The following is a 12347-nucleotide window of genomic DNA, read 5'->3' as shown; positions in this document are numbered from 1 at the left end:
CCGGACCTTTCCCGAATGGAACTAGAAGCACCATCAGGCTAAGGCCCACGGGTGGTCGGCATGCCTTTCCGCCTAAACCCGAAAAACCTTCGTGACTAAAACCTCAACTTCCTATTGAACAAAAACAGCCGAGCGTGGCGAACGCGCCCATGACCAGGTCGGCGGTGCGGCCCGTGTCGGCGCTGTGTCCGGCGATGCTCCTGTTCGCCAGGTCGATGAGCAGGCACGCGTACGCCCACTTGCCGCCGACGCGCACGTACGTCAGGTCACTGGCCAGGCGGGTGCGCGGCTCGTAGCCGTCGAACTCGCGGTCGATGATGTTCGCGAGCCTGGCCTCGTTAACCCGCGTCCTGTGTGGTTTGAACGTTCTGCGCGCGTACGCGCTCGCCATGCCCCGCCGTTTCATGATGTCGACGATGCGCCTTCTGGAGGCGATGACGCCCCTCCGCTCCAGGCGTGGCCTTGATCTTCCTGGCGCCGTAACGCTCATGGCTGTCGCACCGGACCGCGTGCACGTCGCCGGCGATCGGATCCACCCGCTCGGCTTCGGGATGTTCGGTCATCCAGTAGTAGGTGGAGCGGGGAACGCTCAGCATCCCGCATCGCGCCGATACCGGGCAGCGGGCGGCCGTTGGCCCGTATCACTGCTACTTTCGTGCGAATACCGGCGCCGCTTGTTCTGAAACGTCCACCTCCATCTCCAACTGTCTGTTGCGCTTGCGCAGCTCGACCGGCTCGTTCCGCTCAGGCGTGCGGTTGTCCGCGGCCCGGGTGGAGCCGCCGTTGCGGATGACCTGGACCCAACGGTGCAGCGTGGAATGCGAGATGTCGTACTCGTCCTTGATCTCGCGCGCCGGCTTGCCGTTCTCGTAAAGCTGCACGATCTGCCGCTTGAACGACTCCTCGTAGTGGCGGGGATGCTTCGGGTCGGCCATCGTCGGCCTCCAACCTCATGTCAATCGTCACCCATAGGACTGTCTAATACATTGTAGCCAATCCACCATCGTCGAGCTCAGCCGGCAGGCCCGGCATCTCCATCGTTGCGTGCCCTTGCCGGTCCATCCGTTCCTCTTCACCGCACGCCCGCATACCGGGCATTTCTTCGCTTTGCTGGATGGCGTTCTCACACCATCCAGCCCACCACCGGGAGTGCATCATTTTCCACGCGGGGAAAAAGGCATGCCGACACGCCTACTCGTACAAGGCCGGACCTCGATCATAAGCACCGCAAAAGTTCCTATAGACCCTATTTAGAACTCGAGCAAATAAATGCAAAACGGCACTGATCACTCCGACCCACGCATATATTGAAAAAGAACTTGCAAACGAACACAGCAATGTGGCCAACAGCCACATCGTTGCAGCAACTCTCAAAGGACGAGATATGCCAGAGCCAGAGAAACAACTTTGCGCCTACTGCGATGAAGGCGAGGCCTTGGACGCGTTCGGCATCATAATTGCCGAACTGCCAGCTTCGAAGCTTGTGCTGTTCAAGGAACAAAGTCATAAGGGACGTGTCATTGTTGCCTCGAAACATCATGTTTCCGAAATCGTGGACCTATCCGATGAGGAACGTGAGGCTTTCCTGAATGACGTGAACCATGTGGCAAAAGCCTTGCACGCGGCCTTCCACCCGGACAAAATCAACTACGGCGCCTACGGAGACGACGGGCACCACCTGCACTTCCACCTGTGCCCCAAGTATCGGGACGGCTTTGAGTGGAAGACGGTGTTCGCAATGAACCCCGATCGCGTCCACCTCGACGAATCGCAATATCAGGAATTGGCGAAAGCCATCATCCAGCATCTGTGAATAAGCCTCTATTTTAAGGAGTAGTTACAATGGTATCCGCGCTCAATGAAGATCGCCTATTCCCAACGGATCCGGAACAACGTTTAATCGCACGTCGACTGTACGAGGCAATCAAGGATCGTCCCATCATCTCCCCTCACGGACACGTCCCTATCGACTGGTTCGCGGAAGACAAGCATTTCAAGAACCCCACCGATCTATTCATCACTCCTGATCACTACGTGACCCGTATCATGCACGGACATAGTGTTCCTTTCAGCGAGCTGGGTGTGGGCCAGAAGAACTTCACCGAAGAACAATCTCGCAACGCCTTCCGCCTCCTTGGAAAGTACTGGTATGCCTATGCTGGCACGCCGATGCGTTACTGGATGGAGGATTCGCTGTCCAATGTGTTCGGCATCAACAAGCCACTCAATGAAGACACCGCAGACAGCATCTACGATGAGCTCAACGAGCTCCTTGCCTCCGACGATTTCACCACCCGCAAGCTTGTGAAGCGTTTCAACATCGGCTTCATCTCCACCACCGATGACCCCACCGATGACCTGGTCCTGCACGATAAGGTGCGCGCCGACGCCAATTTCCCGGCGCGTCTTGCACCGTGTTTCCGTCCGGATCGCTACCTTGCGGTCGATCGTGTGGATTGGGCTCAGCTCTGCGACCAGCTGGGTGAATCGGCTGGCGTAAGCACCGCCACTTATGAAGGATTCGTAGAGGCCATGCGCCGTCGTCGTCTGTTCTTCAAGCAGCATGGCGCAGTCGCCGCCGATTACGGTGTGGATCCTTCGCTTGACGAAGTCAATTGGTCCGGCGACACCACACGCCTGTCGGATGATGTGGCGATTCGCTTGTACACCAAGGCTCGTAGTGGCAACCTGACTTCCGATGAGGCACGCAAGCTGCACGCCCATCTGCTCAACGACCAGGCAAAGCTCGCACAGGACGACGGTCTGGTAATGACCTTGCACCCCGGCGTGATGCGCAACCACTACCGCAAGCAGCTCGTCAACTACGGTCCGGACTGTGGAGCGGATTGCCCGATGCCGGCTGATTGGGCTCACTGGCTGCGACCCATGCTCAACGAATACGGCGAGAATCCTGATTTCCACCTTGTGGCATTCACCATGGATGAGACCGCATACTCCCGCGAGCTCGCTCCAATGGCGGCATACTACCCGGCGCTGTACATCGGAGCCCCGTGGTGGTTCCTGGATGCGCCTGAGCCGATTCTGCGCTACTACGAGGATGTCGTTCCGTACGCTGGTTTCGCCAAGCTGTCGGGATTCATCGATGACACCCGTGCGCTGTGCTCCATCCCCGCCCGCCATGACATGAACCGTCGTCTGACCGCACGTTACATCTCCGGTCTGGTCGCCGACCACCGGTTGAGTTATGAGGAAGGCGAGCAGATCGCCATTCGTTCCGTGGACGGTCAGCCTTCTGACGTGTTCAAGCTCTGACTCGAACGACCTTTTATTGATTTCAAGGAGTAAATATGACTGATACACATGATTTCACGTCATTGCCCAGATTGAACCGCGCAGAGCACGGCCGCGCCGCAGCGCCGGTGCGCATCATCCATCTTGGTATCGGCAATTTCACCAGGGCGCATCAAGCCTGGTACACGGAACATGCGCCGGACACCGCGCAGTGGGGCATCGCCGGTTTCACCGGACGTTCTCGCCGAATGGTCGACAAGCTGGCCCCTCAGGACAACGTCTACACGCTGATCACCTCGGCACCGGAAGGCGATTCGTTCGAAGTCATCTCTTCGATTTCATCGATGCATGAGGGCGGCGACATGGCGGCGCTGCACAAGTACTTCGCGGATCCGAACGTGTCCATCGTCACCTCCACGGTTACCGAAGCTGGATACAAAAGGAACGCCCACGGTGATCTAGACGTCAACGACACCGACGTGTCGGAGGACCTCGCCAAACTGCGTAACGATGTGAACGTGTCCGAACTTGCCACCGTGCCTGCACGCATTGTGGCCGGGCTGGAGGCGCGTCGCGCGGCAAACGCCGGAGCGATCACTATCCTTCCCTGCGACAACCTCGCAGGCAACGGAGCCGCGTTCCGTCGCGTCGTCGAGCAGGCCATTGAGGCCGTGGACCCCACCTTGCTGGAATGGACTCGCGACAACGTGGCATGGGCCACTTCGATGGTCGACCGCATCACGCCGGCCACCACCGACGCCGAACTGCAGACCGTGGCACAGGACAAGGGATGGTACGACGTGGCGCCGGTGCGCACGGAACCGTTCCTCGAATGGGTCATCCGAGGCGACTTCCCGAAGGGACGTCCTGCATGGGACAAGGCCGGTGCCGTTATCACGGATGATGTGGAGCCCTACGAGCAGCGCAAACTGTGGATGCTCAATGGTTCGCATTCCACTCTCGCCTATGTCGGCCCGCTGTTCGGTCATGAGTCGGTGGCCGAGGCCATCGCTGACCCGCAGCTGCGGGCATGGGTGAATGAATGGTGGGATCTGGCCGGATCATACCTGTCCGTCTCCAGTGACGACTACCGTGCCAAGCTGTTGGAGCGATTCTCCAATCCGCGCATTCACCATCACCTTTTCCAAATCGCCACCGATGGTTCGCAAAAGCTGCCGGTACGAATCGTGCCTGTCGCCAAGCACGCGCTTGCGGACGGTCGCGACATCACGGCTCCGGCACGTGCTGTCGCCGCATGGATCGTGTTCCTGCGTCGATTTGGAAACACGGAGGCCAAGGACGTGAATCTCGACGAGGTGAGGAAACTTGCCGTCAACGATGACGTCACCCCAGCCGTGTCCTACCTGGACAAGGATCTTGGCGCCAACGCCACTTTCACCAACAAGGTGAGCGAACTCGTCAACGAGCTGTCTTCGGCGACAGCCGCGTGACCACAACCATAAACATAATCAAATAACCGATAACATAAGCTTCCTCGCCGTAGGTGGGGATTATGACGCGGACGCGCCGCGTCATAACAGGAAGGAATAACCATGGCAATCGAAAAAGCTGAAGTCTTCGTGACCAGCCCGGGACGTAATTTCGTCGTTTTCCGCATCACCACTACTGACGGCGTCGTTGGACTTGGTGACGCCACGCTGAACGGACGTGAGCTCGTCGCCGCGAAGTACCTAGAGACCATCGCTCCGAGCCTTATCGGCAAGAATGAGGACAACATCGAGGACATCTGGCAGTACCTGTACAAGGGTGCTTACTGGAAGCGTGGACCGGTGACCATGGCCGCCATCTCCGCTGTGGATGTGGCACTGTGGGACATCAAGGCCAAGAAGGCCGGCGTCCCGGTTTACGAGCTGCTGGGCGGCGCTTCCCGCACCGGCATTCTGACCTACGCCCACGCTTCCGGTGTGGACTTCCCGAGCCTGTTCGATTCCATCGACATGTACCGCGACATGGGCTTCAAGGCCACCCGTATTCAGTTCGCTCTGCCGGGCATTCCGTCCACCTACGGTGTCGCCGGTTCCGCTAACTCCCAGCAGGGCGCCGGCGAGAAGGGCCTGCGTTACGACTACGAGCCTGCCCGCCGTACCACGGTGCCGGTCGAAGAGGTTTGGGACGCACGCACCTACCTCAACACGCTTCCGGGAGTGTTCGAGGAAGTTCGTAACAAGTACGGCAAGGACCTCATCCTGCTGCACGATTCCCACCACCGTCTGAGCCCGATTCAGGCAGCTCGCTTCGGCAAGTCGCTCGAGCCGTACGACCTGTTCTGGATGGAAGACTCCACTCCGGCCGAGGAGAATCAAGAATTCCTGCGCATCGTGCGTGAGCACACCACCACGCCTATCGCCATCGGCGAGATTATCAACTCGTGGAGCGATTACATCACCCTGATCAAGGAACAGCTCATCGACTACGTGCGTTCCGCCGTCACCCACACCGGTGGTCTGACCCACATGAAGAAGCTCATGGCCTTCGCCGAGCTCTTTGGTGTCAAGTCTGGCTTCCACGGTCCGACCGACGTTTCCCCGGTCGGCATGGCTGCGAACCTGCACCTTGACCTAGCGATTCCGAACTTCGGCATCCAGGAGTACATGAAGCATTCCGAGGAGACTCTCGAGGTGTTCCACACTTCGTACACCTTCAAGGATGGATATCTGCACCCGGGCAACAAGCCGGGGCTGGGCGTCGACTTCGACGAGAAGCTTGCGGCGAAGTATCCGTACCAGCCGGCTCCGCTCCCCGTTGACCGCCTGCTTGACGGCACCATGCACGAGTGGTGATTTAGCCACCGGTTCATTATCGGGCGATTGGAACGTATTCGGGTCTGATCGCCCTTTCCATTCAAGGAGAATCCATGCTTGATTCCAATGCCGAACCCGTCAGTCTGATCGTCATGGGTGTGACAGGCACCGGTAAAACGACCATGGCTCAGGAACTCGTAAACGAATTGGGATGGCCATATGCCGAAGCCGACGATTTCCATCCCCAAGCCAATATCGACAAAATGGCCTCTGGTCATCCACTGACCGATGAGGACCGTTGGCCCTGGCTTCGCAGCCTACGCGATTGGATCACCGAGCAGGCAGGCAAGGGAGCCAACACCATCGTCACTTGTTCCGCGTTGAAACGCGCATATCGCGACATCCTACGAGAGGCGAACGCACAAGTCGTTTTCGTCGAGCTTGATCTCGATAAAACCGATATCGCCGAACGTATGACGCAGCGTGAGCATTTCATGCCCGTCGAGCTTCTGCAATCGCAGATTGACACTTTGGAGCCTCTCGAGGCTGATGAGCACGGCATACGGCTCATTTCCAACTTGCCTCCAGAGGTGCTATGCCACGAGGCATTGAGTCAATTGGGATTGGCTCTCAGCAATATCATTCATTTGAACGAACGGCAACAGCAAGGGGATACAATCATGACAGCACAAGCTAACATCGGCGTTATCGGTCTCGCTGCAATGGGCAGCAACCTGGCCCGCAATCTCGCCCACCACGGCAACACCGTGGCACTGTTCAATCGCCATTACTCGCGTACTGAAAAGCTGCTGGCCGAGCACGGCACCGAAGGCAATTTCATTCCTGCTAAGACCATGGAGGAATTCGCCGCTTCCCTGCAACGTCCTCGTACCGCCATCATCATGGTCAAGGCCGGAGCTCCGACCGATGCCGTGATCAAGCAGCTCGAAGAGGCCTTCGAGCCTGGCGACATCATCGTCGACGGTGGAAACTCCTACTTCAAGGACACCATCAAGCGTGAGAAGGAAGTGCGCGCCGCTGGATTCCACTTCGTCGGTTGCGGCGTGTCCGGTGGCGAGGAAGGCGCTCTGAACGGTCCTTCCCTTATGCCGGGAGGCACCGCCGAATCGTGGAAGACCCTTGGTCCGATTCTTGAATCCATCGCTGCCAAGGTCGACGGTGAGCCTTGCGTCACGCATATCGGCACCGATGGCGCCGGACATTTCGTCAAGATGGTGCACAACGGCATCGAATACGCCGACATGCAGGTCATCGGCGAAGCCTACGACATTCTGCGTCGCGGTCTGGGACTTTCCCCCGAGGCGATTGGCGATGTGTTCGCCGATTGGAACAAGGGCGATCTTGATTCCTATCTGATTGAGATCACCGCCGATATCCTTCATGAGAAGGACGAGCGTACCGGCAAGCCGTTCGTCGATGTCGTCGTCGATCGCGCAGGTATGAAGGGCACTGGTACGTGGACGGTGCAGACCGCACTGGAGTTCGGTTCCCCTGTCACCGGCATCGGAGAGGCTGTGTTCGCGCGTGCGCTGTCGAGCCATCCTGAGCTGAGGCAAGCCGCGCAGGACAGCGCGCCTGCAGGCCCCAACAATGCCATCACCGTGGGGGACCAGGCGACCTTCATCGAAGACGTGCGTCGCGCATTGCTCGCTTCCAAGATCATCGCCTATTCTCAGGGACTCAACGAGATCGAGGATGGTGCCAAGCAGTATGGCTGGAACATCGACCTGGGAGCCGTCGCCAAGATCTGGCGTGGAGGCTGCATCATTCGTGCGAAGTTCCTCAACCGTATTACCGACGCCTACACCAACGGCCATCCGGCGGCACTGGCGCTCGATTCGTACTTCGCCAAGTTCCTTGCCGACGCACAGGAGTCTTGGCGTCGAGTCATCAAGGCGGCCATCGACGCAGGCATTCCAACGCCTGTCTTCTCCAGCTCCTTGGCGTACTACGACGGACTGCGTTCGAAGCGTCTGCCTACTGCACTGACCCAGGCACAGCGTGACTTCTTCGGAGCTCACACCTATGGTCGCGTGGATATGCCCGGCGTCTTCCACAAGCTGTGGGCTGAGCAGAACCGCCCGGAAGAGCATCAAGCCTGATGTAAAAGGGAAATAAAAAGCTGACGCTTTTAACCGTACCCCGATTATCGGACTGAAGAAATTCGGATAATCGAGATGCGGTTTTCTTTTATGGATAAGGGGCTGCGGACGTTTTCTTGGAGATAATCACGCAGCCCCCTACCGAAGTGAAGGGATAAATCATCGGAAGGGAAATTGTGGATGATAAGTTTCCGGCACATCATCGCGTTAGCCTGAGCGATGTGTCCAAAGCCGCTCGGATATCCGTTGCCACGGTGTCTCGAGCCTTTTCTCATCCTGAGCGCGTCAACGCCGATACATTGAGGACCATATACCGTGTGGCGGAGGAAATCGGCTATGTGCCGCGCAAAGGTTCTGCATACGCGCATGACGAGTCCAGCAAATTGATCGCCGTGGTGATCAACGACGTTGGAAACCCGGTATACGCGGAATTCGTGAAGAGCATCCAGCAGCAGTGTCGGAAGTACGGATATTCGATAATGATCATCGACTCGCAAGAGATGAGCTCGATCGAACGTATTATGTTGGGTCTGATGGAGGCGTACGTTGCCGGCGTCATACTCGTCTCGTCGCGATTGTCCGACGCGAATATCAAGAAGATGGCGAAGATAAAATCCTTGGTGCTTATCAACCGGGCGGTACAAGGCATCAAATCGGTGATTGCGGATACTCGTACGGGTCTGGAACAGGCCGTCCATGAGTTGCGCTCCCTGGGGCATGAGTCCCTAACCTATTTATCAGGGCCAACGGATTCATGGCAGAATATGGTCAGGAAGGAGACGCTGGTCAGCATATGCCGACAGAATGATATCGCTTTGAACTGCATACCATGTTCCGCTCCCACCTACAGCGGAGGATTCGCCTGTCTCCCACAATTCTCGCAACATGCCACATCTGCGGTGATCGCCTATAACGACATCATGGCCGTCGGCTTCATGGCCGCGCTGGAGGAATGCGGAATGGAAGTCCCCGAAAAGGTGTCTGTTGTGGGAATCGACGACATTCCCATCAGCGGAATCGTCAATCCGACATTGTCGACGATTCATATCGATCGTGCGACGATAGGGAAAATGGCGGTGGATGAATTGGTCAGTCGACTGCGCGGAGGAAACCTCCATCGATTGCTGAAACCGATTATGTTGGACTCTCGTTTCATCGCACGTGGCAGCACCGGACCCCGGCGAGATTGAAAGCTATGGGCTAACAATCCGCAAGCGGAATGCCGATACTATCCCGTTCTATGAAGCTGGTAGGTATTTCCCAAAGGCCCTGTTTGCCCGCGTTCGATTGATTCCGGCCGTTCACCATACCGAACAAGATGGCGGTCGCGGTTTTTCCCGCCTCGCGACGGTCGATGTGTATGCTGCTGAGCGAGGGGGAAATAAGCGTGCAATTCGGGGTGTCGTCGATGCCGATCACCGAAAAACGCCCAGGGATTTCCACGTGGTGCTGCCTCGCCGAGGTGATGAACCCCATTGCCTGCAGATCATTGTAGGTAATTATCGCAGTGGAACTGGGCTGCTTCATGAACTTCCGGAACGCCTCCTGACCGGCTTGGAGAGTCGGGTACTTGCCCGGAAGACGTTTCAAAAGCATGTTCTTCCTTTTGCACACGTCGAATAGCGTGCGCCAGCGCATGCCTTCCGCCCAAGAGGCTTCCGGCCCGGTGAGATAAGTGATGCTGGTATGGCCGAGCGCGATGAGACGGTCGACCATGGATTCGAAGCTGGACGAGTAATCCGGTATTACGGATGGTATGCCACGCACCTCGCGGTTGACCATGACCACTTTGTGATGTTGCGCGAATTTTCGAATCATGGTGTCACTCAATCGGGAAGACGCCAGCACGACGCCGTCCACATTGTTGAAGTCGTGGAGACTATCGCGCTCGTTTATTTTGGTCTCCTCCGTGTCGGCGATGAGCAGACCGTAGTTCTCGCGCATGCACTCATGCTGGATACAGCGGATGAGTTGCGCGAACGCGGGATTGCTGATATCGGAGACAATGAGCAGAATAAGATGATGCTTGACCTCGAGGGTCGTGACGGGCGCGATCTCCTTAGACCGGTATCCGAGACGGTTCGCGGCATCGAAAATTCGTTTCGCAGTGGCTTTGCTGACGTAACCAGGTCGGGAGAAAGTCCGCGAAACAGTTGAAGGAGACACCTGCGCCTCACGTGCGACATCGACAATTCCGGGATATGTTTTGCGCCTAGACATACTGCCCTCCCATGTTAGGTAAACGCATCTCCTGCAGTATAGTTTTCGAAATGCTGAATATGAAATGACGTAGGCGATTTTGCATCGGCTTTTATTTCCTCATGCTATTTCCAGCATTCCTCATATGGAAGACCGGTGAGCCGCTCCACGGTACGCCGCACAGAGGAATCAACATCAGCCTTGTCTCCCCCGGCACGCAAACGTTCGACCTCATGCAAAACATCAAGATCGGTCTGTTGGTTGATTATCAGACGTGACGACACAATCCAGCACACGATCATCGAGACAGGGCAAAAGCCCAACATAACCACAGCCACACCAATCGACGCCTTCCACGACTGCTGGGGAAGGGAGGAATCGAATCCGACCATGGCGAGAACCATTCCAACGCCGATGGTGACGATGCCCGAACCAAGCTGTCGGAGGGAAGACTGTACACTGGAAAAAGTGGCCGAACGATACCGACGCGTAACAATCTGATTGATATCCGGCATGAACACCAATACCGTCCACGGCAGGTATCCGACAAGCGCCTTGAATACAAGGAACCACAACGATGCGATAACGGACAGCACCATCCATGCTGCAACGGGCAGAACACCCGTCAGAATCCATGCCAATGCCAGCCAAACCACGCCAAGCAGCATTCCGGCAAAGGCCGAACGCATAAAGCTTTCGCACGCCGAATCTCACCACCGCTTTGCCGAATGCCGGCATAAACGGCAACGATACGATGGAACAACCCAACAACAGCGACGCAAAGGCCGCCGTTTTATTCCAGTCATACAAAACAAAAAACAGGAACGTTTGACCGAAGACATCAGAGGATGTCTGTACCAACAGGAAAATCGTCAGATGCTTGCGGAATTCGCGGATGCGCAACGTCGTGGCATACTCACGCATCACATGCGCCACGCGGCGAATCCAACCGCGCAGTCCAAGATGCGACTCATGCACCGTGCCGTTGGCGTATTCGCCAAAGCCGGCCTCATCGGACGTCAACTCCCACGTGCGTTTCCAGGTAATCACCACGGCGCAGGAGAACATCAAAGTCGAGATTATGGCCACTACCATGTAAGCGGTCGCCTTGGTCTCGCCGTATATCGACAACGCCCAGCTTCCGGCGAGTGGTATGAAAGTGGCGGCAGAAGTGGAAATGAACATTCTGGTGGTCGACAACTTCGTCCGCTGGCTGAAATCCTTCGTCATTTCGCCAGGCAACGGGTTGTAGTACGCCTGAAAAGCCTGGGCCAGCACCACCCATAGCACGTAAACGCACGCGTACAACGGCACTGGCGATCCGGGAATCCACAGCAATACACCGATGAGCAGCGACGGCGCAATAAGCATCAACATGAGATGACGCCGTCCGAACCTACGCCCTATCCGATATCGATATAGATTGTCGTCAAACACCCCGAACATCAGCGCGGATATGGCGCTGATGATGGCGCTGGTGCCGATGATTCCCTGCGCGATACTGATGTTCATTCCGCAAAAAGCGTCCAGAACAAGGCCAGATAGGTGGCTACCAGCGCGAGCTGGCCACCGCCGAAGAAAGGGTACGCCGCTTTGCGATGTCGTTACGAACCACTTCTCCACGTGGGAACGTGTGCCCCCATTGCGTCGGATTGCCATTGGCGGCCATCAATTCACGTGCATGCTCGTGATTCCTCAGTATGGTTGGCAAATCCTTCATATCAGCACGACGGAATCTACGTTCGAAGGCAGTTTCGTTCAACCCGTTCACCTCAATTCAACCGGTCGTCTGCCCTTGAGCTATTTCAGCCGTTACAAATAGCATTTACACTGCACAGTCCTGCAGTCACAAAGAATATGCCAAATTGTTCTAATCTGACATTCGGGGATGCGGACGGAAAGTTGGACGCTTGGGCGTCCGGATTGGAGTCCGCATGTTTTCGATGGAGGATCGGCGCAGGGCCGTTGACCTGTATTTCACGGAGGGCATGACCATCAGGAAGGTCATTGC

General features: G+C 56.8%; 9 protein-coding genes and 3 pseudogenes. 7 read left to right on the top strand and 5 right to left on the bottom strand.

From position 1 onward, the window contains the following. Nucleotides 1–130 precede the first annotated feature (130 nt). Nucleotides 131–935, bottom strand: a pseudogene (locus FYJ31_RS12305) (IS3 family transposase); the annotation flags it as partial. Between the two features lie 66 nt (nucleotides 936–1001). Further along, a pseudogene (locus FYJ31_RS12300) lies at nucleotides 1002–1127 on the bottom strand (transposase-like zinc-binding domain-containing protein); the annotation flags it as partial. 212 nt (nucleotides 1128–1339) lie between these two features. On the opposite strand from FYJ31_RS12300, the gene FYJ31_RS12295 reads away from it, so the two are divergent. The 7 genes and pseudogenes from FYJ31_RS12295 (at nucleotide 1340) to FYJ31_RS12270 (ending at nucleotide 9327) form a co-directional block, all read left to right on the top strand. Then, nucleotides 1340–1813, top strand: a complete 474-nt coding sequence (locus FYJ31_RS12295; RefSeq protein WP_227485082.1) for an HIT family protein — start codon at nucleotides 1340–1342, stop codon at nucleotides 1811–1813. Nucleotides 1814–1842: 29 nt separating this feature from the next. Further along, complete coding sequence (gene uxaC / locus FYJ31_RS12290; protein WP_154536805.1) at nucleotides 1843–3273, top strand: glucuronate isomerase; 1431 nt, start codon at nucleotides 1843–1845, stop codon at nucleotides 3271–3273. Between the two features lie 35 nt (nucleotides 3274–3308). Continuing rightward, entirely contained in the window at nucleotides 3309–4703 is a 1395-nt protein-coding gene (locus FYJ31_RS12285) for a mannitol dehydrogenase family protein (protein WP_065464886.1), read from the top strand. A 102-nt stretch (nucleotides 4704–4805) separates the two neighbouring features. Next, the gene (manD, locus tag FYJ31_RS12280) at nucleotides 4806–6053 is read left to right on the top strand and encodes a D-mannonate dehydratase ManD (RefSeq protein WP_012577064.1); all 1248 of its coding nucleotides are present in this window, start codon (nucleotides 4806–4808) and stop codon (nucleotides 6051–6053) included. Between the two features lie 74 nt (nucleotides 6054–6127). Then, nucleotides 6128–6607, top strand: a pseudogene (locus FYJ31_RS12995) (gluconokinase); the annotation flags it as partial. Between the two features lie 87 nt (nucleotides 6608–6694). Next, the gene (gene gndA / locus FYJ31_RS12275; protein WP_060621589.1) at nucleotides 6695–8137 is read left to right on the top strand and encodes an NADP-dependent phosphogluconate dehydrogenase; all 1443 of its coding nucleotides are present in this window, start codon (nucleotides 6695–6697) and stop codon (nucleotides 8135–8137) included. 176 nt (nucleotides 8138–8313) lie between these two features. Next, nucleotides 8314–9327 (top strand): LacI family DNA-binding transcriptional regulator, encoded by a 1014-nt coding sequence (locus FYJ31_RS12270; RefSeq protein ID WP_065464885.1) that lies wholly within the window; start codon nucleotides 8314–8316, stop codon nucleotides 9325–9327. Between the two features lie 10 nt (nucleotides 9328–9337). On the opposite strand, the gene FYJ31_RS12265 is transcribed toward FYJ31_RS12270, so the two are convergent. The 3 genes from FYJ31_RS12265 to FYJ31_RS12990 form a co-directional block, all read right to left on the bottom strand. Further along, nucleotides 9338–10357 carry a LacI family DNA-binding transcriptional regulator gene (locus FYJ31_RS12265; RefSeq protein WP_154536804.1) on the bottom strand — a complete coding sequence of 340 codons (1020 nt, stop codon included), beginning with the start codon at nucleotides 10355–10357 and terminating at the stop codon, nucleotides 9338–9340. A 222-nt stretch (nucleotides 10358–10579) separates the two neighbouring features. Further along, nucleotides 10580–11848, bottom strand: a complete 1269-nt coding sequence (locus tag FYJ31_RS12260; protein WP_195839514.1) for an MFS transporter — start codon at nucleotides 11846–11848, stop codon at nucleotides 10580–10582. 293 nt (nucleotides 11849–12141) lie between these two features. Then, nucleotides 12142–12347, bottom strand: a 206-nt coding sequence (locus FYJ31_RS12990; protein ID WP_229774122.1) for a hypothetical protein, incomplete at its 5' end; no start/stop codon positions are given.

Origin of the sequence: Bifidobacterium sp. WCA-178-WT-4B, assembly GCF_009696495.1 — a bacterium.
GTDB classification, from domain to species: domain Bacteria; phylum Actinomycetota; class Actinomycetes; order Actinomycetales; family Bifidobacteriaceae; genus Bifidobacterium; species Bifidobacterium infantis.
Note: the sequence above shows the minus strand (reverse complement) of the source record. Positions and strands in the feature narration are given on the sequence as shown.

What these genes read in the sequence shown, in the direction of transcription:
- FYJ31_RS12285 (WP_065464886.1), top strand. Translation starts at nt 3,309, where the DNA reads ATGACTGATACACATGATTTCACGTCATTGCCCAGATTGAACCGCGCA.
- manD (WP_012577064.1), top strand. Translation starts at nt 4,806, where the DNA reads ATGGCAATCGAAAAAGCTGAAGTCTTCGTGACCAGCCCGGGACGTAAT.
- FYJ31_RS12260 (WP_195839514.1), bottom strand. Translation starts at nt 11,848, where the DNA reads ATGAACATCAGTATCGCGCAGGGAATCATCGGCACCAGCGCCATCATC.
- gndA (WP_060621589.1), top strand. Translation starts at nt 6,695, where the DNA reads ATGACAGCACAAGCTAACATCGGCGTTATCGGTCTCGCTGCAATGGGC.
- FYJ31_RS12265 (WP_154536804.1), bottom strand. Translation starts at nt 10,357, where the DNA reads ATGTCTAGGCGCAAAACATATCCCGGAATTGTCGATGTCGCACGTGAG.
- uxaC (WP_154536805.1), top strand. Translation starts at nt 1,843, where the DNA reads ATGGTATCCGCGCTCAATGAAGATCGCCTATTCCCAACGGATCCGGAA.